Below are 23,714 nucleotides of genomic sequence, written 5' to 3'. Positions count from 1 at the left end.
ACAATGGCTTTAAAACAAGGTAAATCAGCAATTAAATATTCGGCAACTTATACGTACCGAAAAACGTTTATTACAGTACCGATACCAACGCTTTTGCAAGGGTTTCAACATTTTGTTGATTAATACCTGCAATGTTCACGCGGCTAGAGTCAACAAAGTAAACGCTGTGTTTTTCACGCACTTCACGCACTTGCTCAGGCGTGATGCACAAGAATGAGAACATACCTTTTTGTTCGTTTACAAAACTGAAGTCTTTAGGTGAACCATTGTCGTGAAGGTTTTGGACTAACATTGCACGCAATGTCTTCATGCGCTCGCGCATTTCATTAACTTCTGACACCCACTCGTTATTGAGTGCTTCATCTGCAAGAATGATGTCTACTAATGCACCACCGTAACTAGGCGGCATTGAGTAGATAGCACGTGCGATAGATTGAATTTGAGCTTGTGCAATCTTACGCGTGTTTGAGTCTTCAGTAATAATTGCAGCAAGACCAACACGCTCGCGGTACAAACCAAAGTTTTTAGAGCAAGACGCCGCGATAATTACTTCTGGTAGATTTTCAACAAGCAAACGCATACCGTATGCATCTTCTTCAAGGCCTTCGCCAAAACCAAGGTAAGCCACATCAATAAAAGGTAAAAACTCACGTTCTTTGGCAACCGCAAGTACTTCTTCCCATTGTGCGTTAGTTAAATCTGCACCCGTTGGGTTATGGCAACAGCCGTGAAGTAACACGATATCGCCTTTTTCCGTTTTGCGTAATGTTTCCATCATGGCGTCAAAGCGGATACTGGCTGATGCTTTATCGAAGTAGGGGTAGGTTTCAATTTTAAGACCAGCTGAACCAATAAGCGGAATGTGATTCGCCCACGTTGGGTCGCTTACCCACACTTTTGCATTGTCATTACAGCGCGCAAGAAGTTCAGAAAGAATGCGTAGTGAGCCACAACCGCCTGGTGCTTGAACAGCAGCTACGCGATCGGCAAGTAGTACAGGACTATTCTTGCCCAACAATAATGACAACATCCCGTCAATGAAACCTTGATTACCTTGCGGTGTGATGTAAGTTTTGCTGGTTTCTGTGTCTAAAAGCACTTTCTGTGCTTTAGCAACACTTGAAAGAATAGGGGTATTACCTTGCTCGTCTTTATAAACACCAACACCAAGGTCAATTTTCTTTGGGTTAGTATCTTCACGATAAGCAGCTGATAAGCCAAGAATTGGATCTGGGGCTAGTAGGGGTAATACTTCAAACACGATATGTCCTCACGTTGGTATGCAAAAAGTAGCAGGCAGGCATTATGCCATTGATGGTAGAAAAAACGACCCCTATTGATTGAAAATATTTCAATTCACTAGAGCGTGTTAACTAAAATCGAAAGGTCTATTTCTTATAAATTCAAAAATACAAACTTAAGAACCATAAATTAGCGTGTTGTAAAACGTATATAACTAGACTGAAAATGAGAACTCGCGTGTTTCTGTCGCATTACCACTATTTGAAAAACACCTTTCTTTCCAGGTAATGCGATTGTGTCTATCAAGCAGCAGTATTGTTGATGTGCGTGTGCCATATTCCGGTGTGTGGATAAATATAGATGATAGTGCTTTTTCCCATTCATAGCTTATACCTGTATTGGGAAGGTGTTCATCAGGGGCTTTTTGCTCACATTTTAAAATATTGAACAGTGTTTCATGGCAAATTTTGTCTGCGTTAGATATATAGTCATTGAGTGCATCTATCCCTTGTGTCACTTTGGGCCAGTGCGTAACAATATCGGCATTAGAGAGTCCATAAACACCCTTACCAATTGCGTGAGTAGTATTGTTAGCGTTGTTATATACTTGAAGCGCGTTTACACGCCCGAAAACTAAGTTATACCCGTTATACTGTTGCCTACTTTGCTGCAGGGCTTGCTCGTATCTTTTTGCATCAACTGCTGGGTCTTTGCTGTTATTTTCTTTTAACCAGTTAGCAACTAACTCTCCCCGTGAAATAGCATCATCTCGGTTTTTTCTGGGGTCACGTATGTTGGTTAAAGCGGCTATTCTTCCTTGTTTAGTCACTCCCATCCACGTACCATTTGCCTGTAGGTCTTGCCCAGCGAGAAGCTCAGGGTGGCTCTCCCAAAAGTGAGACGGGGCAGTAGGGCGAGCATAAAATTCATCACGATTTGCGGCAATGATTAAAGGGAAGTCGTCGCGCTGATTATTTGCAATGAAAAGAATGCACATGCTATCTCACCGTTTTTATCTTTGTTGAAGCACACAAAGGATTATTCTTGTACTATATGTTAAAAAATTGTTTTAAATTGCGCTAAAGCGTTGACCATTCACCGGGTTGAAATTTTTAAGACTTATCCTCATTCGGTAAGCGCAAAAGCCTGTTCACATAATATTTGAGGTGTTCTGACTATCGTCAGATTGATTATAATGAACAAAGAACCACACAATAACACATTTCGTCGACCCATCGCTGATGTTGAGGTTGGTACCTATATTTCGCGCAAATGGCCTCAATGGCTTTCATCATTCGCGGCATGGACATTAACCAAAAGAGGTTGGGCAGTAGAAGGAGAGCTAATTAACCAGCCCAAAGCAATTCTCGCGGTGGCGCCACACACTTCAAATTGGGATTTCTTTATTGGCATATTCATTGTGTTTGCGTTTCGTTTAAACATTAATTTTTTCGGTAAGCACAGCATTTTCGTACCGCCATTGGGAAGTATTGTAAGGCGCTTAGGTGGCATTCCTATCAAGCGTAGCAAGGCACACGGAGTGGTAAGTGAAATTGCCAATAAAATTAAACACGCTGATGAGCTAATATTGGCGCTAGCCCCAGAAGGCACACGTAGTCCAATCTACCCGTGGAAAACAGGGTTCATGCATATTGCCCGCGAAGCCGAAGTTCCAATTCAAATTATCGGGTTAGATTATAAAAAAAAGGCAATTGTATTAGGACCAATTATTCAGAAAGTGACTAATATAGACGAACAAATGCAAACTATTTATGCATTTTATGATACTGTTTGCGGAAAATATCCAGAAAACTGCATTACTCGCTCATAGTTAGGCTGTTATAACGCAATCATTGCATGAAGGTGTGTGATAGTAACTTTAGTGACCTCATGGCAATGCATTCATTATCGACTTCGGAGTTTTACCGGTGACAAAATTGGGATTTACAACCCGACAGGTTCATGCCGATCGCATGCTCAACGCGCCTGAACATGGTGGTGTACACACCAGTACATCTAATTCTGTACTCTTTGAATTTAATGATGCCCAGGGCATTATTGATGCGTTTCAAGGCAAGCGCGCAGCGCATGTTTACTCGCGCTCTTCATCGCCTTCGGTGGCGGCATTGCAGAATATGCTAAATGATCTAGAAGGTGGCGCAGGGGCATTGTGCTTTGCAACAGGTATGGCTGCTATTTCCAGTGCATTATTCGCATTACTCAAAGCGGGCGATCACATCATCGTAAGCCAATACTTGTTTGGCAACACAAGAAGCTTTTTTGACACTATTGTTGATTTTGGTGTTCAGGTTACTTATGCAGATGTCACAGACATCAGTGAAGTGATGGATGCTTATCAGCCTAATACTAAAGGGGTGTACACGGAAACCGTTGCTAACCCAGTTACTCAGGTTGCTGATTTGCGTGCTATTGGCCAATTCTGTAACGAGAAGGGCATCTTGTTTATGGTCGATAACACCATGACACCGCCTCCAATGCTTTATGCCAAAGACTTCAAAGCATCATTAATTTTTTGCTCTCTGACTAAATACATTGCAGGCCATGGAAATGTTCTTGGCGGTGCGGTTATTGATACTGGTGAGTTTAACTGGCAAACCTTTAGCAATATAAAACCAGGCTACCAAGTTGAAGACGTTACCCAATGGGGTTTAACTCAAATAAAGAAAAAAGGGTTACGCGACCTTGGAGCAACGTTAGCGCCACAATCAGCCACGGCCATTGCTCTTGGAATGGAAACCTTGGCGTTGAGAATAAGCCGAAGCCAGCACAATGCGCTTCAGTTAGCCACGTTCTTGGATAACCATCCGAAGGTTGCAAAAGTGTTTTATCCTGGGATTGCCGATCACCCTCAGCACTTCTTAGCCCGCGAGTATCTAAACGACGGCTACGGCGCAATATTAAGCTTTGACTTAATCGAAGGTGCCGATCCTGTGGCGTTTTTGAATGAAATGAAACTGGTGATATGTGCAACGCATTTAGGTGACAACCGCACCTTGGCATTGCCTGTTGCGCCGACCATTTATTTTGAAAACTCGGCGGAAGACCGCGAAAAAATGGGAATTTCAGACACTATGCTGCGCATTTCAGTAGGTATTGAAGATACCGCTGATTTAATCGTCGATTTCGAAAGCGCCTTGGCAACTGTTTAAAGCAGCTTAAACAATTAATTAATTAATATGAAGAAAGGGGCTGCATGCCCCTTTCTTATTTCTCATTTTGATTACGCATTTAAACGCTCAGCGTTTACGCGTAAAGCCTTTCAATACCCAGCCGTTAATCAAAACCAAGTGTAATTTGGCCACGAATCTCTCCGCTTGGGAATGCGCTAGAATGAAAGTTGGTGTAAAAACCGCCAGCGGCCATTGTAGCCATCTGCCCAGCAGTAAGTTGAGTGTTTGCAGGAACTGACCACATGCCGTTGGTACTGTCTTCAAGACCAATCACCACACCGCCTGACACACCCGCAATACCTTCGTGAATGTGTGCCATTGAGGCTGTCATGCCTGATATAGTAACTGTACCTGAAAGGGCTCCTGTTGTGGTGTTTAGCGTAAATGCACCCGAGCCCATTGCGTCAGTTGTTACCGCGGGGACCTCTTGAGCGCCATCAGCACTAATACCGTACACTTGAATATTATCAGGTGTAATTTGGCCTCTGATTTCACCGTTAGGATACGCTTCGGTGTGAATGTTTACATAATGACCACCTGCTAGCAATTGCGTTGCAGTGGCGTTATCAAGCATGATACTACCATCGGTCATCCACACCCCTTGGTTTGATGCATCTTGCATCAGTGAAACAACCACACCGCCTGTTTCGCCTGCAAAGCCGCTATGTATATGTGCCATGGTGGCGTTGGTAATTGTTGTTACCGCAATCAGTGACACTGAATTATTTGTTGTGTCGAAAAGAGCGTAGCCAGAACCAGATGCCATCGAATCTACACTTGGTACTGATTGCATAGCACTAATTGGAAAGGTTACAACTGCGGTTGTGTCAGGCACGATTTGACCACGTACTTCACCATTTGGATTGGCAGTAGTATGCACATTTAAATACCACTCGCCGTTTGTTAGCGCGGCTAAAGCGCTGGGTAAAATGTCTGTTTTCTCAAGCATATACATTCCATTGCCCGCGTCGGTAAGTGGGAATGCGACGCCACCATTCATACCCAAATCACCATCGTGAACGTGTACGCCCGTCACGTCAGTTAGCGCTGATACGTCAATGTTTACACTAAATGCGGGTAAATCTTCGTCAATTTCAACTACAGCAGTAGCGGTAGCCATTGTGTTAACGGCAGGGACTTCCTGAGAACCGGTTAACTGCACATTGTATGTCACATCTGCATTGAACACTGGGGCAGGAGGCGCTAGGTCATCAAGCAACGCGAGTTGTGGAAGGTCGCCTTCCATTGCGCCATCAAGTGCAACTGCGGTGTAAATTCCGCCGTTTGCTAATGAAAGCACGCCCGTTTCTATGGCTGCAGTTTTGGTACCTGTTGGAGTGACAGTCACCACGTAGTCACCTTCAGCCAGACTAACATAGCCCGTTTCAGCGAGTTCACCTTCGTTGTACGCAACATCGGTAAAAGCAGGGTCGATGCCATCAATATTGCCATCTGCTGTAACGTATATGTCCACGTTACCTGCAGACGGTGATGCATGCACTATTCGTACTTTTGCTTCAGTAGCTACTTTGCGGGGCATGTCGATAAGCACGTCAAGCTCTGGACTTGCAAGGGTGTTATTCGCAATGGCGGTGTAAAACATACCTACATCAACACTAAGTGCGGCATCATTGATAGCCACAACACTATTGTCGCTATCTGCGACAACATCGATGAGATAATCCCCCGGGGTTACTGATAGGTATCCGGTGGCACGCGGAAATTGAATGCCATCAACTAAAACCACTTCATTGTTCGCTAGCACATCTACTGCTGGCGCGTCGCTGATACCATGTAATACGCGAATGTCTGACGGCGTTTGCGCATCCCAAAGTTTGATTGTATCAGTGCCATCTGCGGCAATAAGTGTAACAGGGGAGTCGCCGGTGCCTACATTATTGGTAGCTGCAATTAATAAGTCAGCACCGTCTGCTAAATTCACCGTACCGGAATCATACACCACAGTGGTATCGCCGGCCGGTGTGATACGAATTTGGTAATCACCTGCGGGAACCTGTAGTAAGTCTGTGAAATCAGTAAATGCCGCAGTAACAAGTGGCTGTTCGCTCATTAGATCCGCGTCTGGTGCAGTCACATAAATGTCAACCGTTGGAGCCATAGACGCAGCATGCACAATTTGCACTTGTGCATTCCCAGCTTCAACTGCCGTTTCGGTGCTTGTGACGGTAAGTAGCGATAAACTTTCGTCTCCTACATTACCCACTGCGAAAATGTCGTAGTTAATGTCGGCATCAAGGGTTACATCGGCTTGCAGTACTTCAGTATCATCACCGGGAAGTATAGCTGTGACGCCAATATCGTAGTTACCGGTTTCAACTTCAAAGCGCGAAGATGCGATTTGGTAATCAACGTTTTCAAGCCCATTTAAAATCGCGTCGTTCGCGGTAATGTTTACTAAAGGCGCATCTGAAGAGGCATGAATTACCCTGACGTTTGCATATTCAGGGTCGGCAGGCGGGGTTGGTTGTACACCATTATCGTCGTCATCGTCCGAGCAACCAGCCAAAAATAGTGGTAGAATTGAACAAGCAAGGAGCGCTTTGGTCCTTCTCATAATTTAATCCTCATAATTGTGTTGTGGCAAACTCGGTTACGCGGCCTAACTATGAGAAGATCATCCTCCTTGCAACATTAACGTAATGTAATCTTTTCAACTGGTTTACATCTTCCGTCAAATTTTTCATCATTCTTTTTATTAGAATGATTTCTCCACTTATTTGATATTTTCATTCTGAAGTGTTGGTTTATCATAACTGTACTTAACACATTCCTTCACAGTTTGGAGATCAACATGAAATCAGTATTAGCTATATTTTCTAGCCTTAACGGCGACCAAGGTAATTCATCAAAACTTGCCAATGCTTATCTGTCTGAAATTGCGCAAACGCAAGATGTTACTATCGAACGTGTTGATGTATCTACGCTGGAACTGCCGCATTTATCAAGCGAAGAAATGCAAGCATGGATGACAGAGCCGTCACAACGCACAGATGCTCAGCATGCACTGGCAAAACGTTCTGACGACGTTGTTGAAGCAGTGAAAAAAGCAGACGAAATTGTTTTAGCTGTACCTATGTATAACTTTGGGATTCCATCAAGCTTAAAAGCGTACTTTGACAGAATTGCACGTGCGGGTATTACGTTTAAATACACCGAAACTGGCCCAGTTGGTTTATTAGAAAATAAAACTGCAACGGTTTTCGCTGCGCGCGGCGGTGTATATTCAGGTTCAGATTTCGACACACAAACACCTTACCTAAAACACTTTTTAAATTTTGTGGGTATCAGTGACGTAAAATTCGTTTATGCAGAAGGGCTTAACATGGGTGAAGAGCAAGCCAAAGCAGCATTTTCTGCAGCGAATGAAAAAATTATTGAACTATCTCGATAAACCACACACTAAATCTATGCAGTTAGCTAATAACGACGGAAATGTGTTTTTAGTTAATAGTGTGTTCCAAGTTGAGTGTGCTTGTTGCCCCGCGAATTTCGCGGGGCTTTTTTATGCCTGAAAATATTGCTCTTCGGTATAGAGGATTACTTGTTTAAAAGTGCTTCAATGTCGCTGACAAACGACGCATCAGTAGGTTTTACTGAACTAGGGTAGTGCGTTATTTTTTCGCCTGAAGCATCTATAAGGTACTTATTGAAGTTCCAAGAAGGTGCTTTGCCCGTTGCCGTTTTTAACATGCGATACATAGGATCTGCATCTTCACCTTTTACCGAGATGGGCTCAAACATAGGGAACTTAACACCGTAGGTCAGTTCACACAGCTCAGCCGTTTTTCCTTCGTCGTCATCTTCTTGATTGAAATCGTGTGAAGGGAAACCCAACACTACAAAGTCTCTGTCTTTGTAATCACTGTATAACGCTTCTAACCCTTCAAATTGCGGTGTGTATCCACAGTAGCTAGCTGTGTTAACAACCAACAATGTTTTGCCTCCATATTCATTACACAAATTTACCGTCTCTTGTGAGTTAAGTTTGCGCTTCATGAATTTAAGAACACTAGGGCATTCGTTAGCGAAACTTGGCGTACTAAAAATGCCAAGCGCAAGTACAGCAGTTACTATTTTCATTGTTGTTTTCACTGGTCGTTACCTCTTTTTAATAGGGAAGTATTGTTGTTCTATCTGCCCGATGTTTAACCTATGGGGCTATGTAAATGCCTAACATAGTAAACGATAACGGGAATTTTATACGTTTGGTTCACTAACCACATCGACGAACGATGGCTAAATGCTTGAGCGTCTGCGTATAATGTACTGGGTTTTTATAATAACGACGTAAAATAATGAAAAAATATTCTACTTTATTTCTCGCAGCCAGCATCACTTTTGCGCTTGGCGGTTGTGCGAGTACTGCGAACGACTCTTCTACAGGTTCAGTAGCAAAAGCCACCACGCAAACCAGTTCACAGGAAATGGTTGTGCCAGAAGCGGCACCAATTACAGCACAAAATGGTGAAATTACCCTTAAGCAAATTATGGCCGACCCACAGTGGATGGGAGCATTGCCCAGTGACATGGGGTGGTCGGTAAATGGCGATAAAATTGTTTTTGAAAGAGAAAAGCAAGATAGCGCTCTTTCAGACGTATTCATTGCTGATTTAACTGATCCTGCTAACGCCACCAAAGCACCTTTATCAGAACTACATAAATACCGCTTTGATGAGCGTGTTGTGCGTCAAGATGGTGTGGTTGCATATTCATTTGAAGACAGTGTGTATGTTCAATTTACCAATGGTAAAACTGTACAGTTGACCCGTGGTGGTAACCCGCTTTCTACCTTGTCTTTCATGACAGACGGTCGACTAATGGCGCTAAGCGGCAGTAAATTCATCGCAATTAATTTGGAAGATGGCAGCCGTGAAGAGTTACTTAGTTGGGAATTTGCCGATGCGCCCACAGCCAATGAACCTGCCAAAGATTACATTGCCGAAGAACAACAAACACTGATTGAATATATCAAGCTACAACGCAAGAACAGAGTTGATAGCGAAAATGCTGACAACGCGTTAGCCAAGGCAAATAACAGTGTTGCACCTGCTCCTTTCTATTTTGATAAAGCACATCGTTTAGCTGGGATCAGCGTTTCTCCAGCGGGTAACTACGCTGTAGTGGCGACCACGGAAAGCAAGCCTAGCCGCGACGACAGCGACATCATGCCGCATTACATTCAAGAAGACAGTCGTATAGCGGCAAAGCCCGTAAGACGTCGTGTTGCTGACGCTGAGCCAGAGAACCATGTATTGTGGTTGCTCGATTTAAAAACCGGCGAAAAGACAGAACTAAAGTACTTTAGTTTGCCAGGTTATAACGACGATGTGTTAGCCGATGTGAAAGCTGAAAATGCTAAAGCAAACGGCGAAACTTACGAAGTAAATCGTCTTCCTCGCCCAATTACGTTGCTGCAAAGTTGGTACTGGACGAAGCCATCAATTCGCTGGCACAAAAATGGTAACGCTGTGGCAGTGATGCTTGAGGCGTGGGATAACAAAGACCGTTGGATAGCCACTGTCGATTTAGAAGATAAAGCGCTAGAAAATCAACATCGCTTACACGACGATGCGTGGGTGAATTACCGTTTTAATGCGTTCGACTGGTTAGCAGAAACCGAAGCCTTCTACTTCCAGTCTGAGCACAGTGGTTATTCGCATTTGTACCTACAAACACCGGGTGAAAAGCCTGTTGCGTTAACCAGTGGTAGCTATATTGTTGACGATATCACGTTATCACCAGACGACAACTTCTTGTACTTCAAAGCCAACATGGAACACCCTGGACTTTACGAAGTATACCGCGCCGATTTGTCAGATAAGTCTATTGACACCATGACAGATTTAAATGGTATGACTGACTATGTGCTAAGCCCAGACGGCAAGCAGCTATTACTTAGCCACAGTAAAGTGAATAAACCCGCAGAGCTGTTTGTGAAGCCGGCTGATGAAACAACGCCAGCTCAACAAATTACGCAAAGCACCAGTGATACTTTCAACGCACTGCCATGGGCTGTGCCAAATGTGGTTGCGATACCGTCATCACATACAGACGCACCAATTTATGCACGTGTGTATTTACCTGAAAATTACGACAGCAATGCGCCCAATAAAGCCGTAGTGTTTAACCATGGTGCCGGCTATTTGCAAAATGCGCATATGGGGTGGTCAGGGTATTTCAGAGAATACATGTTCCACAGCATGCTAGTTCAACAAGGCTATGTGGTACTTGATATGGACTATCGCGCAAGTGCAGGTTACGGGCGTGATTGGAGAACGGCAATTTATCGTCAAATGGGTACACCAGAAGTACAGGATTTGCGTGATGGTGTGAACTGGTTGGTAGAGAACGCGAATGTAGATCGTGCGCGTATCGGCACTTATGGCGGTTCTTACGGTGGTTTCTTAACCTTCATGTCGATGTTTACCGCACCTGATTTGTTTGCGGCAGGGGCTGCACTTCGCCCAGTAACCGATTGGGCGCATTACAATACGCCGTATACCGCGAATATTCTTAACACACCGAATATTGACCCTATTGCGTATGAGCGTAGCTCGCCGATTTACTTTGCAGAAGGGTTGGAAAAACCGTTGTTAATCAATGCACCTATGGTGGATGATAACGTGTTTTTCCACGATACCGTGCGTTTGGTTCAACGACTCATCGAACTTGAGAAGCAAGACTTTGAAACCGCTATTTACCCGGTAGAGCCTCATGGCTTCGTACAGCCTAGCTCTTGGTTAGATGAATACCGCCGTATTTATAAGTTGTTTGAAGAGAACTTATAAGCGCGTTACTCCAAACGTAAATTAGCGTTTTAAAACAAAAAGCCCGAAGTGTGAAATGTCTCACTTCGGGCTTTTTTAAAATGCTCAATAAATTGAAGTTCAATTAAACAACAAGCTAGGTGAATAGGTCCCGTATACTTATCTGCTATCTGTAAAGCGCTACTGACTATTTGCGTTTAGCGGTTAAAAGCATCAATAAGAAAATAATTGAACCACTAAGCGCACCAAACAGGTGAGCATCTACAGCGACTTTGGCATCTATTAATGCAGCAACTTGTGCGCTGCTACCATCAAATTGTTCATAGCCTACTTTTAGAGCAAGACCTACAAGTAAAAGCCAGCCAGAATGCATTTTTTCTTTAATGTCCATACAGGCGCCCCAAGCAAAAATACCGTGCAACGCACCTGATAGACCCGCATACCAAATAAGATCAGGAGCGTAAAAATACAAACCTGCACTGGTGCCGATACAACACCAAATGAACACTTTTAAAAATAGACCCACGCGGTAGTGCTCGCCGTGTAATGCCCAAAGTAATATCAGCCCAGCAATATTCAAAATAAGGTGGTAACCGTTAGTGTGCACCAGATTACCTGTGATAATACGCCAGGTTTCTAAACCTTGAATTGCATATCGGTCGTACGCCAAATAATCACCTGAAAGGGGTTCGAAGAAAAAGGCAACAATAGAGAAAATCGCTATTATTAAAGGGCCCGCACTGTACTTAAGCGAAAACGGCAGTGATATCATCAGTGTAAGTTATTGTTGAATTGAAAAATTGCTGGCTATGATACAGAAATTAGCCGAAGGGGAAAGTGCTCGTACACCTTCAATCAATTAGACGTGAAAGTAACGGAGTGATTATGTCTCATATTTTAACTGAGCTTAATGAACAGTGTTTAACCATTGTTCTAAATCGAGTCGATAAGAAAAATGCCTTAACCCGCGATATGTATCAGCAGATGGCTGATGCAATTGAACATGTAAAAAACGATGGCAATACCAAGGTTGTCATTATTAAAGGGGCAGGAGATTGTTTTACGGCGGGAAATGACATTAGCGACTTTGCTAATCAGCAAGAAAACGCTCACGTACCGGAAACGGCGGCATTTATGCGTGCGCTTATGGAATGCAAAATTCCGGTAATTGCACAGGTACATGGTTTGGCAGTCGGTATTGGTACGACGTTACTTTTACACTGCGATTTTGTTTATGCGACTACAGACACCCGATTTGTTCTACCATTCATCAATTTAGGGCTTGTTCCCGAATATGCATCAAGCTATCTTTTACCCAAAGTTGCAGGGCATGTAAAAGCGGCTGAATGGTTAATGCTAGGTGAACCATTTGGCGCACAAGAGGCTTATCAATTTGGTTTATTGACCAAAGTGGTTTCACCGCAAGATATTGAACAAACAGTGTTAAGTGCTGCTAAAAAGCTGGTAGAGAAACCCATGTTCTCTTTGTTACAAACTAAAAACCTTTTAAAAGGTGATCAATCGTCAGTAACACAGCAAATGAACGAGGAGTTTGATATCTTTTTAGAAGCCTTAGGTACTACTGCTGCTCAAGAAGCATTCGATGCATTCTTGAAGAAACGTCCCATCAATCCCGAAAAATTTAAATAAAAGGAAAGGTTATTTTGATTCGAAGTGCGTTGTTTAGAGCTTCCATTGTCACGCTTACACTGTCGAGCTGCTTTGCTTTTGGTGTTTCAGCTAAGCAAGCCCGTGAGGTTGGCGAGCCGGAAGCTGCCACTGGATACGTTGAAAAAAAAGCATTTGAAGCAGAAGACTACATGGTTGTAGCGGCTAATCCATATGCATCGTGGGCGGGGAAAAATATACTCGAAAAAGGCGGTAGTGCTATTGATGCTGCCGTCGCTGTGCAATCTATGTTGTCACTAGTAGAGCCTCAATCTTCTGGTATTGGCGGTGGTGCATTCATTTTATATTGGGACAACAAAAATAAAGTATTGCATACATTTGATGGGCGAGAAACAGCCCCCAAAGCGGTGAATTCCCATTGGTTTATTGAAGGAAATAAACCAATGCGTTGGATTGATGCCGTTGTTGGCGGTAAATCTGTTGGCGTACCCGGCGCGGTAAAAGCATTAGAAATGGCGCAAAGTGAATTTGGCAAATTGCCATGGACTTCGCTGTTTGACGATACCATCAAAACCGCGGAAGACGGCTTTAAAGTATCGCCGCGCTTAGCAAAGCTGGTGGCATTAGATTATCACCCGGGGCTAAAAACCTTCCCTGCAAGCTCGGTGTACTTTTTCCCAGCCGGCATGCCTTTACAAGAAGGTGTGATCAAGAAAAACCGAAAATTAGCAAAAACCTTGCGTGGCATTGCTGAAAAGGGCAGTGACTATTTACTAAAAGGGGAAGTTGCACAGAAAATTGTTGATGCGGTTAATAGCGCAGAGATAAACCCAGGCAAAATGACCCTAGAAGATCTGGCCAGTTACGAGCCAATTAAGCGCGAGCCCGTTTGTGGGCTTTACCATGAAAAGCGAATTTGTGGTATGGCACCGCCGAGTTCAGGTGGCGTAAACGTTTATCAAATTTTGAAAATGCTTGAGCAATTCGATTTGAGCCAATACAAACCTGACTCTATTGAATTTGCCAATTTGTATACACAATCAAGTGCAATGGCGTATGCCGATAGAGAAAAATTCATTGCTGATAGCGATTACACCAATTTGCCGTTTGCCGCTATGATCAATACTGCGTACCTAGAACGCCGTGCTGAAGGCATTGAGGTAGACAAAAAATGGCGCCGAGCTCGCGCTGGACAGCCTTATGCCGAAGCCAATGTAGCCTTGGGTATGTCTATGGAATTGCCAAACACTTCACATGTTTCTATTGTCGATAAAGACGGTAATGCGGTGTCGATGACAACCAGTATCGAATTTATGTTTGGTTCGGGTTTAATGGTTGAAGGTTTTTTGCTGAACAACCAGTTAACTGACTTTTCATTTTCTTCAACACAAGACCGATTCCCCGTACCCAATCGCGTAGAGCCAGGTAAACGCCCGCGTAGCGCAATGAGCCCCACAATGGTATTTGATAAAGACAATAACCTAGAAGTGGTAGTGGGTTCGCCTGGTGGCTCGCGAATTGTTAGCTATGTGGCGCAGACATTAATTGGTGTGCTTGATTTTGGTTTGGATATTCAGCAAGCCATTAACTTGCCAAAAATCACTAACCGAAATGACTACACTGCACTTGAAAAAGGCACGCCACTTGAAAAGCTAGAAGCTCCACTGACCGCCTTAGGGCATAACGTGAAAGTGATAGACTTAAACAGTGGCTTACACGGCATACAGTTCAAGTCGGGCAAATTAATTGGCGGTGCCGACCCTCGTCGTGAAGGCATTGCGGTAGGTCGCTGAAAAATCATCAGCAATTAAATCGCGTATAACATTGAAAAGTGGAAGCAAGTGCTTCCACTTTGATGTTTAGTTAGTAAGGTCTTTTTCGGTGAATTGGCTTTTAAAGCTAAAGGCGAGGGGTGTTTCACCGTGTATTCTTAAATACTCCAGTTTTTCGATTGCTTCTTGCACTGTTGGGATATGACCTTTAGGGATCCACCACATCACGTATGAGGGTGTATTCATGGTATGAAACCATTCTTTCTTTCGCTTTAGAAAGTCAATGTGATGGGTTTTGAACATAAAATCTTTTAGCGACGCCTGATTTTCCCACACAGACATATTCACTATAATGTCGGGGTTTGCATCAACTTTGATGTTGGTCGCATCACCACTGTCATCTTTTAAGCGCCAAATAAACCCAGCGCTTTGCTCCGCGATAGCATTGATTGGCTCAAGGTTATTTACAAAATCTGCCATTTCTGGCTTGTCTAAAGAAAACTTGGGTTCAGCGATATTTAGTTGCGCTAGGTACATCTTTGGTATTTCCTTATCAACTGATACAACCTAACAATAGATACCTGTTAACCTGCGCGATTAGTCTGTTTTAGTAAATACTACTACGAAGAGAGAAGCCACATTACAGGTAAGTATCGGGTTGTATCTCATTAACTTTCCATTCGCCGTCTTCTTTTATTAAATCCAGACTGCGAAGATCTTCAACTTTATCTTCACCGTACATGCCACTTAAAAACACGGTAACAGTAGATTTTTCGGCAAATTCGACGCGGCCAACACCGCCGGCGCTCTGTGGTGTAATTACAACGCTGTCATATCGCAGGTTGAGTAAGTGGCGTTGTACGTTTGAGTTTGTGTGATAGCGGGTAAGAATGCGTGACATTCTCTTACTAGAAAGGCGTATTGCTGTATCAAGATTATCATCTTCATAGACGCTTTTTAAAAACATCACAGTGGTATATTCGGGTGTGCTATCATCCAGCATTCCGTATCGGCCCAAACCGGTATCACCATCGCCTTTGTCACATGCACTTAAAAAAAACAGTGCACCTAATCCCAAAAAGAAATACTTCATACTAATTTTCATTTAGTGACCTGTAAGCGACTTATACTTTAGTTTTAATAACGCGCTCCATCATTATCTATTAAATGAATATTTTCAACTACGTTGTGTACAAGTTTTCGGATGTTGCCTGCTATTTATCGCCGAAATGAATTCCTCGGCGTTATCAACACCGATAACTATGCGCTCTATCTTGCCCATAGGTTCTGCTAACTTAATGGCCACATTTGGAAAGCCAGCGTAATTGTAGCGCTTTACAGAACGTGAACGCTTAACGAATTCACTATTCTTCTCTACTTTGGCAATGTTATTGATGGGAATGGTAAGAGGCTGATAAAGCCCGTAACGAATGACGAGGTTGGATCCTACTAAAGATATTGGCCGTCTTGAAATCGCTCGGTACTCAGCAAGGAAAAATAACACGCTGAAAGCGGTTAATAACGTAATGATGTTTGCAGCAAAGGGCGACCAGATAAAATGCAAAAATAAATGCATTATTGGTATTTCAAAGGCGATGATAAAGATAAAACCAAGTAGGTTACTGTGTGCGCCATCTTTGTTGTGATAAGTGAAATGTGGCTTGCCGTTGAAATTTTCTGGTTTCACTTGTTTATAAAACAATGTAAACGTCCACATGCGGATTTCAAAACACAGTAAACTGGCAACAATACTCTCACCAAGATATTTTTTTATGGGTTTCTCGATGGATAAATCGGGGTCTTCACAATTTTTGATAGCAACTTTAATGGCAAGGTACACCGTTACCATAGCCGTTATTTCAAATAGCAGAAATAACGCCACCACAATATAGCGCCCACTTTCAAGGTAAGGCCAAATTAGTTTGTTTTGCTCGGGAATTACGTAGCTACCAATTAATACTGCCAAACACATGAAAACCAGTGACTTTAGTAAGGCCTCTTTTTTATCTTTAATACATAAAAAACAGACTATTGGCAGCGAGATGAAAGCGTCTAAAAGAAACAACCATTCAAAATTGGCGTTACCAAACGCATTCAAGGTGCTATTCGACTGGTAATAGAACCCCCACCACAGCGAAATAACAATAAGAAACAGCAGGGGTATCTTTGACTTTATGGTGTTACTCACTGCTGTCTCCTAGAGGTAAAACTGTACTGTTTTGTATAGGGTATATATTGACTATTTTGTAAATGTAAAGCGCGCCGACTTTATATCAACCCATAATGATTCACCTTCTAATAAGTCCATAGTGGCATCATCTATAGTCATGTCAGGATAGAAGTTTGGCTGAAAAAAGCCTTCTTCGGGTAGTTGATCTCTGTGGCGCGCACTAGACCAATTCCACGGCCCATCTTGCCAATTGTCAATTATTTCAACCTCAGGCTCTGGGTAACTAAGGCCAGTTACTATTTGTACAGGCGTGTCTTCATTTATATGAGCAAGTAATGCGTGTTGAGTGATATCAAATTTAAACGTTAATACATTATCTGTTTGAGTTAACTGTACAGCGGTATTAATTTCGTCAATGGTTGTACTTATAATACTATCCGACTGATGTTTCGGTAAGTAAGTCCATATATTACTACCTAGCTCAACAATTGAAATATCATGATCACTTGGATAATTACGACTTCCTTTGAAGTGTCTAACTCTTATAGCAATATCACCGGCATCTATAACGCTATTTCGATTAATATCAAAATTAATTCCATAGTCGTATTCTACACGTCCAATGTCTTGAGCACCTCGGTTAATTTTCACAGATGGGGGTAAGTATGAAAGTTCTAAATCAATTTCGACGTTTGTAACACCGTAAAAACTTTCACACCCCGGGTAGGGATTAAAGCCTTGGGCTTTAACAAATGGGAGTTCTAGCCCATCTTCTTCCACAATGAGTACGTTACCATCCATCTCAAAGTGAGATGTAGTTCGTTCACCAGTTTGAATATCTGTTGATGTCAGGGACGTTTCGGTACTGCTATTTACAATGAAAAGCCCTGACTCGTAACAACCACGCTCTTCATCAAAAGCCACTGTGGTAATAGTATCTTTTGATATTGCCACGTAAGCTAACGAATCTATTTCCCATACCCCATAAAATTGACTATCTAGTGGGTTATTCGGCGTGACGGGGACACTAGGTGAGTTTGGTTCATCTCCACCGCTTGAGCCACCACAACCAGCCAATAGAGCGCTTTATATTATAGAAAAAGAAATGTGTTTATTCACAAAATATCCTTATTTTTAAAACAGCAGATTGATACCTGCTTATTATCCAATTTCAAACGATGTTACACCAAACACACGGTCTAACGGAAGGTTAGGGGGCGCATCTGTATACATTCTTGCGGTTTCAAATGACAATTTCATATTGTGTTGCTTCGCCAAACTAACTGCTGCCCCGTTGATTTCTGGCGTATCTAGAAAGATGGCGTCTGAGGAACTGACTTTCGATTTTAACCCTAGAAAGAGGGCTTCTGCCAAATCTGGCGTGTCGGCAAATAAGGGCCCAATTTTATACCCATTACGACATTTGCGAATGACGCCATAGCCACTTAACTTGCCATGTAGCATGATGCCAAGCGCTTTGCATTCAGGTTGGTTGACCCAAGTTTCGGTAAATAATGTTCTGCTTACAGGAAAAAACGGTAGGTCGTAAGCAGCGATGGCATCAAAAGGAATTGTCGAGAGCGCTATGATGTCAGCGCTTGACGGTGGGTTACCACCACCTAAACCTTCATAGCGAATATTGCGATAAGCTAAATTGAACCCTGACTTTTTATAGTTATCCTGTTGTTCAAGAACACCATCTAACCCAATGTTCAACCCTTTTAGGCGTTCAAGCCCTGCATTCCATATCTGTATGCCATAGCCTTGGCCTCGGTATTCTGGTTTCACAATGTAGAAGCCAATAAAGCCAAAGGCATCGTTGTACTTTGCAGCAGAAATTGTGGCAATGGGTTCATCACCAAGAAATCCAACAAGAAACCCTTCTGGGTCTGCCGCAAAATAACAATTAGCGTCATGTAACCCTGGGTTCCAGCCTTCCGTTGCTGCCCAATCAATCATAAGGTCCATTTCTGCTTTGGTCATACTTCTAATTGTGTATTTTTCATTACGCATAGGGTTTCCTTTATTGCTTGAGTGAACAAAGAGAGAGGTTACCGGCCCCGTCTAGTTCAGCATTATTTACCTGCTTTGCCCGCTTCAAGTATAGGAAGGCCCGCTTCAGTGGGAATATAGATACGCTCACCGTTTCCATCTTGAAGCCCTTTGATCCAAACGTAACGAAGGTATTCTTCATTTCCTTTGAGAGATTCTCCGATGATCCTATTTGCTTCTGCAGCAGCTTTAGCACGCTCAATGTCAGCTTGGCCCTCTGCCTTAGCTTGTACAATTTTCGCTTCACCTTCTGCTTGAGCGAGAGTAACTCTTGCTTTGGCCTGCATTAACGCTGCTTGTTCTCTGGCTTTCGCTTCTTCTATTAGTATTTGTTTGCTCCATTCTGCCTCTTTTAATGCAGCAATGCCGTCCATTTCTTTTTTGTACACTTTGTATTTTGGCCAACCCCAAAATAGCGCTGCAATTATGATAACAACTGATATCACCAAAAATACCAGACTTCCAAAAGCGATGGCGTGTCTATTCGGATGCATTTCCTCTCCTTAGAGTGTGTAAAATATAAAGACGTTTCTCTCGGTTCACTTAATCCTCCTTGTCTCTGGCGAGTGAAACTAGTGTTAATGCCTTTTTAGTTTTCGCTGTCTTCTAATATAAAATCGAGCTGCACTTTCAAATCGGTTTGCTTCACCGCAACACCGTCAATAAACTTTGGTTTGTATTTCCATTTTGATAGTGCTTTGATCGCTTCGCTTTCAAATATCCCCGATGGTGATGAGTCTATAACTTTAATATTTTCAGTAGTACCAGATGATGTTATGTCGAAAGACATGCGAACCCAGCCATCTGGAGCCTCTTTTGGCGGGTTATCAGACGTTGTTGCGGACTGGTTATTATTGCTTTGAGTTGCGCTGCACGCTGAGACTAAAGCAATAATTAATAATAGAATAATTTCCTTTTTCATAATATTTCCTTATGAGAATCAACACTTTCTACATAATTGCCTACCAACTGCTATTAGTATTCTTGAATTCTCTGATCTGAATATGATTGCCTTCTCTGTCGGCAATATTAGAGACCTTAAATATTGGGTTTGACCACTCGCCATCGAATGTCTCACCGCCTAACCTAATAGCTTCTGCTTTGGTAGCTTCCATATTATTAACGGTTAAAAATAGCTTAATAGGGCTGAAAGAATTCTTAGGTAAATCAAAAGGAGGGAGGTGGATTATAAGGTTGAAACCGTCTTTATTTAAGCTAATAAAATCTGGGGTTTCTCTTGTAACTTGCATTTCAAATAATTGCTGGTAAAACTCAGCAAGGTGCCGAAAATTACTGGAGTAGATGAGTACGCCATTTTGAGCAGGGCCTGACATATTTACTTCCTTACATTGACTAGCATTGGCAAAAATAATTGTGAAAAACACTGTCACAAACAATTTCACAAAAACCTATGCTTTTAAACCTTTATACATATGATTTTCCTGGCACATAACTTTTAAATAATGGTAGTAGCGCGTAGGTCATATTAGCTAAGTTCTCAAACAGCGCTTTGTTGTGCGTTTCCTCCCACATGTACCAAATTGAGTTTCTCAATTGCTGTTGGCGCTTCAAAATACTGGGTCACATGATGAAAAACAGCCTCAGTGTCAAACTTAGCTCTTTGTGGTTGTTCAATTCTGCGTTTAGCAATTTGAGACAAACATTGTTCATCAGTTAAGTCTAAATACCAAAGCTCATGTTCACACTCTACTTCTGCGCACATAGTTACGAACCACGCTCTTTGTTTAACAGTATTAGCGGGAAAATCCATAACAACGTTAACCCCAATATTTAGCAAGTTTTGAATATGACGTTTAATGAAAGGCTTAATGAGAGTAGAGTACGTAATATAGTCGTCAAATGTTTGAATTTGAGAAGGGTAGTGCGCTGACAACCAGTCGTCTTCTGAAACAAGGACTGCATTGTTTTCAGCCGCAACAACCTTAGATTTAGTCGATTTTCCTGCTCCCATTTTTCCACAAAAGAAAAACAGCTTTCCTTGGTTTCCCATGTTTGCTCCATTTACCAATTTGTTAGTGTCGCCAGATTGCTCTCTAGTAAACTTGCACGCGAGTTTATATGCTAGTTATTAAGTGTCTTGTTGGGCATAATGCAGTTCCATAATAGTCTCATCGAATTCATCTTGTTCAATGACTTTAAACCCAAACCGCTCAAAGAACTGTTTCATTTTATCGTGCCCTTCGACGTAGCAAATAGAAATAGAGTCAAATCCGCTCAGATTCTTAATTTCTTCAAGTACTAGCTTAGTGGCGGCCGAGCCATACCCTTTTCCTTGAAATTCGACGTCGATCAAAAGCTGGTCAATGAAGATTTCATTTGGTTTTTCGTCTCTGTAATTCGGGTAGTATTGAATAAACCCTACCGGTTTGTCGCCTAGATAAACCCCTCGGTTGATATAATATTCGTAGAATTTTGAGGCTGCTATTGCTTCAGAGGGCAATGCAACAAAGTCTTCTTGTTCTTTTGTTATCTCTAAGTTGATCATGTCGAGCCAGTTCTCGACAGTTACTTCTCTTAAATTGATATCCATTTGAAACTTCCTTGATGTTGGGTGGATGCTGGTCTTACCTACTAAAAACAAACCCTATTTAAGTTGCGAGCAGGGCATAGATGGAGACCCATTTCTATCTTTTCCCAACTAATGCTTTTTACTGCCTAGTTCTAGTTAATTGTCACAGTGACCGAAGGGAATGAGTTTAGCGCCTTACTAGGCATACTTTTTAATCAATTTTTCAGTTAAAAACATTAATAAACCCAAGATTGCTCCTCCAATGCCCAAGCCAATATAAGCAAATGGGAAAAATATTAAAATCACTCCTGATGGCTCAATATATCCAGAACCAAAATTGTAACGAACCAAAAAAGCGCTTTCATGTAATCCCTTACTTTATATGCGTAACTTCCGAATAAGAGCGTAAATGCGCGGTGACAATGGCGAGGCTACGCACGTGTTTACGTCCCAGCCTCCATAGTGGCGTTTTTAAGCGCCTTGTTATACGCCATTTTAATTACACTTGCGATGCAGAGTAAATGTGTTGCCGGAAGTGAAACTCTTGTAAGTAAAGTGCTCCTCTTCTATTTCTATGATTGTGTAAGCATCATATAAGTCTGGGTCTTTAGTGTTTGCTCGGTATGGTCCGTTTTCACCAGAAAAGCCTTGAACTGCGGTAAAATAAATTGGATATCGAACACCCCACATTCCAAATTCTGACCAGTTTTCCTGAGAACCATCCGATGCAGTAGTCGAAAAATCTACTCTGTAAGAGCCATCTTCATGCCGCTCAACATTCCATTGCTGCAATAAGCCGTCGTCATGTTTCTTAGTACCGCACCATTTTCCTAATAACTTGGTCCGAACTTCGTTACTAAATTCTTTACTAACGATTGATGATTCGGGTTTTTCTAGCTTGTTACTAGTAGAACAACCTAAAGAAATTGTTAAAAACAAACTTAAAACTAAATATTTCATCAAAATCTTCCTTGTAGCATTGGTCTTACCCACTAAAAGTGGACATCCTTGTTAAGTTTCATTTTTGCAACGACCTGTGTCACGGTAGCTACACTCACTCGGTTCTGAGCCGCTTAGTTGACAACCCTTTCCCCCAGTGAACCTTTGGATATTAGCCATTTCTTTTTTTATGATTGGGCTAAGGCTCTTTAGGTAATCGCTTATATTTGAATCTGTAGTGCCATGAGCTTTTATACCATAGCTGTCATGATATTCGATTAAATTACACAATTTTTGCGTGGGAATGGCAGTTAATTCTTCATAATTAGGTTGTGTATTCTTAAGAAGTAGAGCCGTCTGTGAAAACTTTTCATCAAACTGTTGCTTCATCTCGGGAGTAAAAGCACCTTGATCCTCTAGTAATTTAATTATCTCGAAATCGTTTGTGAGGCCAGAGGTTAAGGTTGATACATAGCCTTTTTTTGTTTCTTCGGCTAACAAATAGAAATTAGTTATCCATCCTCCAGTGAAGCCTAGTAAGAGAGTTAAAACGAAAACCGATAACTTTTTAACCATAAACTTCCTCTGAGGCATAACACTAAGCTTTGGAGCGCTGGTAAGAGACTATAATCGCGAAGTGCAGCGTGATTGCATCCCAGCGGACGAAGTTAGTGAGTTAATTGAGTTGTTAGCTGACATTGTCAAAAATACCTACTTGGCCAGCGCCTAAACAGAATAAAGCCAATACTTGCATAACCAATAAATGATTACTATTTTGACTCTTCCTTTTAGCACTTGATTCTGCTGATACACTAATGTTTGAAAAGCCTTTGTTGCGTGGTAAAAAAGAATAACCAAGCAGAGCGAAACCAGTTGCCGAAAAGGCAAACTTTGGATTAAGCGAGAGTGCCAAGCCAGTAAGGCAAAGCGCACTTAGACTGAAAGCACATATAGTTGCGATGTATTTTTCTAAGACCTGCATTCTTGAACCTTCCTTTGGCAGCTAACGCCGCGCTCTGCGGCAAATTTGGAGCGCAGCGGAAAATTTGTCCTGCAGCAGCGCCTTGTGTACGCCCAGCATGGACATGAACTAATGAGGTGAAAGTCCTCTGTAGGAAGATCACCGTTGTTTAACACACTGTTATTCAACGCTAACTACTAGCGAATGGCAAGGGCTAAATCGTGAGAGATAGTCTGGAGGAAGCCGCTAGCAAATCTGCGAGCTGATGAACAAGAACATCATATGAGGCGTAGGCTGGAGGTGAGTTGGCACAAGACAACGAAACCATGTGATCTAACGGCCACCGTAAATGATGCAGCAGTGCAGAGACAGTCCATGCTCTTATCTGGGGAGATCTGCTTTACGAGCGATCGGTAAATACCAGTAAGGCTCTGGTATAC

Annotated in this window: 25 protein-coding genes; 6 read left to right on the top strand and 19 right to left on the bottom strand. The window is 42.4% G+C overall.

The window, feature by feature from the left end:
* Window positions 1–70 precede the first annotated feature (70 nt).
* Together EYR97_RS08365 and EYR97_RS08360 are read right to left on the bottom strand one after the other, a co-directional pair.
* The gene (locus EYR97_RS08365) at window positions 71–1,261 is read right to left on the bottom strand and encodes an amino acid aminotransferase (protein ID WP_131093388.1); all 1,191 of its coding nucleotides are present in this window, start codon (window positions 1,259–1,261) and stop codon (window positions 71–73) included.
* Window positions 1,262–1,456: 195 nt separating this feature from the next.
* Window positions 1,457–2,239 (bottom strand): NRDE family protein, encoded by a 783-nt coding sequence (locus tag EYR97_RS08360; protein WP_131093387.1) that lies wholly within the window; start codon window positions 2,237–2,239, stop codon window positions 1,457–1,459.
* A gap of 198 nt (window positions 2,240–2,437) precedes the next feature.
* Here EYR97_RS08360 and EYR97_RS08355 point away from each other — a divergent pair, with 198 nt between their 5' ends.
* Together EYR97_RS08355 and EYR97_RS08350 are read left to right on the top strand one after the other, a co-directional pair.
* Complete coding sequence (locus EYR97_RS08355) at window positions 2,438–3,073, top strand: 1-acyl-sn-glycerol-3-phosphate acyltransferase (protein ID WP_131093386.1); 636 nt, start codon at window positions 2,438–2,440, stop codon at window positions 3,071–3,073.
* Between the two features lie 97 nt (window positions 3,074–3,170).
* On the top strand, window positions 3,171–4,412 hold the full coding sequence (locus EYR97_RS08350) for a cystathionine gamma-synthase family protein (RefSeq protein WP_131093385.1): 1,242 nt from the start codon (window positions 3,171–3,173) through the stop codon (window positions 4,410–4,412).
* A 124-nt stretch (window positions 4,413–4,536) separates the two neighbouring features.
* Here the strand turns inward: EYR97_RS08350 and EYR97_RS08345 are convergent, their stop codons facing one another.
* On the bottom strand, window positions 4,537–7,008 hold the full coding sequence (locus EYR97_RS08345) for a CHRD domain-containing protein (RefSeq protein ID WP_131093384.1): 2,472 nt from the start codon (window positions 7,006–7,008) through the stop codon (window positions 4,537–4,539).
* 237 nt (window positions 7,009–7,245) lie between these two features.
* Between EYR97_RS08345 and EYR97_RS08340 the strand changes: the two genes are divergently transcribed.
* Window positions 7,246–7,845 (top strand): FMN-dependent NADH-azoreductase, encoded by a 600-nt coding sequence (locus tag EYR97_RS08340; protein WP_131093383.1) that lies wholly within the window; start codon window positions 7,246–7,248, stop codon window positions 7,843–7,845.
* A 146-nt stretch (window positions 7,846–7,991) separates the two neighbouring features.
* On the opposite strand, the gene EYR97_RS08335 is transcribed toward EYR97_RS08340, so the two are convergent.
* Window positions 7,992–8,534: a glutathione peroxidase gene (locus EYR97_RS08335; RefSeq protein WP_131093382.1), complete on the bottom strand. Its 543-nt coding sequence runs from the start codon at window positions 8,532–8,534 to the stop codon at window positions 7,992–7,994.
* A gap of 215 nt (window positions 8,535–8,749) precedes the next feature.
* Here EYR97_RS08335 and EYR97_RS08330 point away from each other — a divergent pair, with 215 nt between their 5' ends.
* Entirely contained in the window at window positions 8,750–11,242 is a 2,493-nt protein-coding gene (locus EYR97_RS08330) for a prolyl oligopeptidase family serine peptidase (protein ID WP_131093381.1), read from the top strand.
* Between the two features lie 166 nt (window positions 11,243–11,408).
* Here the strand turns inward: EYR97_RS08330 and rrtA are convergent, their stop codons facing one another.
* The gene (rrtA, locus tag EYR97_RS08325; protein ID WP_131093380.1) at window positions 11,409–11,993 is read right to left on the bottom strand and encodes a rhombosortase; all 585 of its coding nucleotides are present in this window, start codon (window positions 11,991–11,993) and stop codon (window positions 11,409–11,411) included.
* 113 nt (window positions 11,994–12,106) lie between these two features.
* On the opposite strand from rrtA, the gene EYR97_RS08320 reads away from it, so the two are divergent.
* Window positions 12,107–12,871 carry an enoyl-CoA hydratase gene (locus EYR97_RS08320; RefSeq protein WP_131093379.1) on the top strand — a complete coding sequence of 255 codons (765 nt, stop codon included), beginning with the start codon at window positions 12,107–12,109 and terminating at the stop codon, window positions 12,869–12,871.
* A gap of 14 nt (window positions 12,872–12,885) precedes the next feature.
* Window positions 12,886–14,643 (top strand): gamma-glutamyltransferase, encoded by a 1,758-nt coding sequence (gene ggt / locus EYR97_RS08315; RefSeq protein WP_131093378.1) that lies wholly within the window; start codon window positions 12,886–12,888, stop codon window positions 14,641–14,643.
* A gap of 66 nt (window positions 14,644–14,709) precedes the next feature.
* Here ggt and EYR97_RS08310 read toward each other — a convergent pair whose 3' ends face one another.
* The 14 genes from EYR97_RS08310 to EYR97_RS08250 all read right to left on the bottom strand — a co-directional run bounded on the left by EYR97_RS08310 (window position 14,710) and on the right by EYR97_RS08250 (window position 23,295).
* The gene (locus EYR97_RS08310) at window positions 14,710–15,159 is read right to left on the bottom strand and encodes a DUF3291 domain-containing protein (protein WP_131093377.1); all 450 of its coding nucleotides are present in this window, start codon (window positions 15,157–15,159) and stop codon (window positions 14,710–14,712) included.
* 103 nt (window positions 15,160–15,262) lie between these two features.
* The gene (locus tag EYR97_RS08305; RefSeq protein ID WP_131093376.1) at window positions 15,263–15,727 is read right to left on the bottom strand and encodes a hypothetical protein; all 465 of its coding nucleotides are present in this window, start codon (window positions 15,725–15,727) and stop codon (window positions 15,263–15,265) included.
* A 72-nt stretch (window positions 15,728–15,799) separates the two neighbouring features.
* Window positions 15,800–16,810: a hypothetical protein gene (locus EYR97_RS08300; RefSeq protein WP_131093375.1), complete on the bottom strand. Its 1,011-nt coding sequence runs from the start codon at window positions 16,808–16,810 to the stop codon at window positions 15,800–15,802.
* 51 nt (window positions 16,811–16,861) lie between these two features.
* Window positions 16,862–17,869, bottom strand: a complete 1,008-nt coding sequence (locus EYR97_RS08295; protein ID WP_131093374.1) for a hypothetical protein — start codon at window positions 17,867–17,869, stop codon at window positions 16,862–16,864.
* An 84-nt stretch (window positions 17,870–17,953) separates the two neighbouring features.
* A complete protein-coding gene (locus EYR97_RS08290; RefSeq protein ID WP_131093373.1) occupies window positions 17,954–18,805 on the bottom strand; it encodes a GNAT family N-acetyltransferase in 852 nt (283 codons plus the stop codon).
* Window positions 18,806–18,867: 62 nt separating this feature from the next.
* Window positions 18,868–19,338 carry a hypothetical protein gene (locus EYR97_RS08285; RefSeq protein WP_131093372.1) on the bottom strand — a complete coding sequence of 157 codons (471 nt, stop codon included), beginning with the start codon at window positions 19,336–19,338 and terminating at the stop codon, window positions 18,868–18,870.
* Window positions 19,339–19,433: 95 nt separating this feature from the next.
* Window positions 19,434–19,766, bottom strand: a complete 333-nt coding sequence (locus EYR97_RS08280; protein WP_131093371.1) for an energy transducer TonB — start codon at window positions 19,764–19,766, stop codon at window positions 19,434–19,436.
* A gap of 40 nt (window positions 19,767–19,806) precedes the next feature.
* On the bottom strand, window positions 19,807–20,178 hold the full coding sequence (locus EYR97_RS08275; RefSeq protein WP_131093370.1) for a VOC family protein: 372 nt from the start codon (window positions 20,176–20,178) through the stop codon (window positions 19,807–19,809).
* Window positions 20,179–20,342: 164 nt separating this feature from the next.
* Window positions 20,343–20,855, bottom strand: a complete 513-nt coding sequence (locus EYR97_RS08270; RefSeq protein WP_131093369.1) for an ATP-binding protein — start codon at window positions 20,853–20,855, stop codon at window positions 20,343–20,345.
* A 78-nt stretch (window positions 20,856–20,933) separates the two neighbouring features.
* Window positions 20,934–21,395: a GNAT family N-acetyltransferase gene (locus EYR97_RS08265; protein WP_131093368.1), complete on the bottom strand. Its 462-nt coding sequence runs from the start codon at window positions 21,393–21,395 to the stop codon at window positions 20,934–20,936.
* A gap of 177 nt (window positions 21,396–21,572) precedes the next feature.
* Window positions 21,573–21,725, bottom strand: a complete 153-nt coding sequence (locus EYR97_RS21870) for a hypothetical protein (protein WP_181409136.1) — start codon at window positions 21,723–21,725, stop codon at window positions 21,573–21,575.
* Window positions 21,726–21,869: 144 nt separating this feature from the next.
* Window positions 21,870–22,334 carry a hypothetical protein gene (locus EYR97_RS08260; RefSeq protein ID WP_131093367.1) on the bottom strand — a complete coding sequence of 155 codons (465 nt, stop codon included), beginning with the start codon at window positions 22,332–22,334 and terminating at the stop codon, window positions 21,870–21,872.
* Between the two features lie 51 nt (window positions 22,335–22,385).
* Window positions 22,386–22,889 (bottom strand): hypothetical protein, encoded by a 504-nt coding sequence (locus tag EYR97_RS08255; protein ID WP_131093366.1) that lies wholly within the window; start codon window positions 22,887–22,889, stop codon window positions 22,386–22,388.
* A 112-nt stretch (window positions 22,890–23,001) separates the two neighbouring features.
* The gene (locus EYR97_RS08250; RefSeq protein ID WP_131093365.1) at window positions 23,002–23,295 is read right to left on the bottom strand and encodes a hypothetical protein; all 294 of its coding nucleotides are present in this window, start codon (window positions 23,293–23,295) and stop codon (window positions 23,002–23,004) included.
* Window positions 23,296–23,714 lie beyond the last annotated feature (419 nt).

It is taken from the genome of Alteromonas sp. KUL42, from assembly GCF_006538325.1.
Lineage (GTDB): Bacteria > Pseudomonadota > Gammaproteobacteria > Enterobacterales > Alteromonadaceae > Alteromonas.
This window is presented reverse-complemented; position numbering and strand designations above follow the sequence as displayed.

What these genes read in the sequence shown, in the direction of transcription:
- EYR97_RS08330 (WP_131093381.1), top strand. Translation starts at nt 8,750, where the DNA reads ATGAAAAAATATTCTACTTTATTTCTCGCAGCCAGCATCACTTTTGCG.
- EYR97_RS08340 (WP_131093383.1), top strand. Translation starts at nt 7,246, where the DNA reads ATGAAATCAGTATTAGCTATATTTTCTAGCCTTAACGGCGACCAAGGT.
- EYR97_RS08355 (WP_131093386.1), top strand. Translation starts at nt 2,438, where the DNA reads ATGAACAAAGAACCACACAATAACACATTTCGTCGACCCATCGCTGAT.
- EYR97_RS08285 (WP_131093372.1), bottom strand. Translation starts at nt 19,338, where the DNA reads ATGCATCCGAATAGACACGCCATCGCTTTTGGAAGTCTGGTATTTTTG.
- EYR97_RS08280 (WP_131093371.1), bottom strand. Translation starts at nt 19,766, where the DNA reads ATGAAAAAGGAAATTATTCTATTATTAATTATTGCTTTAGTCTCAGCG.
- EYR97_RS08335 (WP_131093382.1), bottom strand. Translation starts at nt 8,534, where the DNA reads ATGAAAATAGTAACTGCTGTACTTGCGCTTGGCATTTTTAGTACGCCA.
- EYR97_RS08360 (WP_131093387.1), bottom strand. Translation starts at nt 2,239, where the DNA reads ATGTGCATTCTTTTCATTGCAAATAATCAGCGCGACGACTTCCCTTTA.
- EYR97_RS08305 (WP_131093376.1), bottom strand. Translation starts at nt 15,727, where the DNA reads ATGAAAATTAGTATGAAGTATTTCTTTTTGGGATTAGGTGCACTGTTT.
- EYR97_RS08260 (WP_131093367.1), bottom strand. Translation starts at nt 22,334, where the DNA reads ATGAAATATTTAGTTTTAAGTTTGTTTTTAACAATTTCTTTAGGTTGT.
- EYR97_RS08345 (WP_131093384.1), bottom strand. Translation starts at nt 7,008, where the DNA reads ATGAGAAGGACCAAAGCGCTCCTTGCTTGTTCAATTCTACCACTATTT.
- rrtA (WP_131093380.1), bottom strand. Translation starts at nt 11,993, where the DNA reads ATGATATCACTGCCGTTTTCGCTTAAGTACAGTGCGGGCCCTTTAATA.
- EYR97_RS08255 (WP_131093366.1), bottom strand. Translation starts at nt 22,889, where the DNA reads ATGGTTAAAAAGTTATCGGTTTTCGTTTTAACTCTCTTACTAGGCTTC.
- EYR97_RS08270 (WP_131093369.1), bottom strand. Translation starts at nt 20,855, where the DNA reads ATGGGAAACCAAGGAAAGCTGTTTTTCTTTTGTGGAAAAATGGGAGCA.
- EYR97_RS08310 (WP_131093377.1), bottom strand. Translation starts at nt 15,159, where the DNA reads ATGTACCTAGCGCAACTAAATATCGCTGAACCCAAGTTTTCTTTAGAC.
- EYR97_RS08265 (WP_131093368.1), bottom strand. Translation starts at nt 21,395, where the DNA reads ATGGATATCAATTTAAGAGAAGTAACTGTCGAGAACTGGCTCGACATG.
- EYR97_RS08250 (WP_131093365.1), bottom strand. Translation starts at nt 23,295, where the DNA reads ATGCAGGTCTTAGAAAAATACATCGCAACTATATGTGCTTTCAGTCTA.
- EYR97_RS08275 (WP_131093370.1), bottom strand. Translation starts at nt 20,178, where the DNA reads ATGTCAGGCCCTGCTCAAAATGGCGTACTCATCTACTCCAGTAATTTT.
- EYR97_RS08290 (WP_131093373.1), bottom strand. Translation starts at nt 18,805, where the DNA reads ATGCGTAATGAAAAATACACAATTAGAAGTATGACCAAAGCAGAAATG.
- EYR97_RS08320 (WP_131093379.1), top strand. Translation starts at nt 12,107, where the DNA reads ATGTCTCATATTTTAACTGAGCTTAATGAACAGTGTTTAACCATTGTT.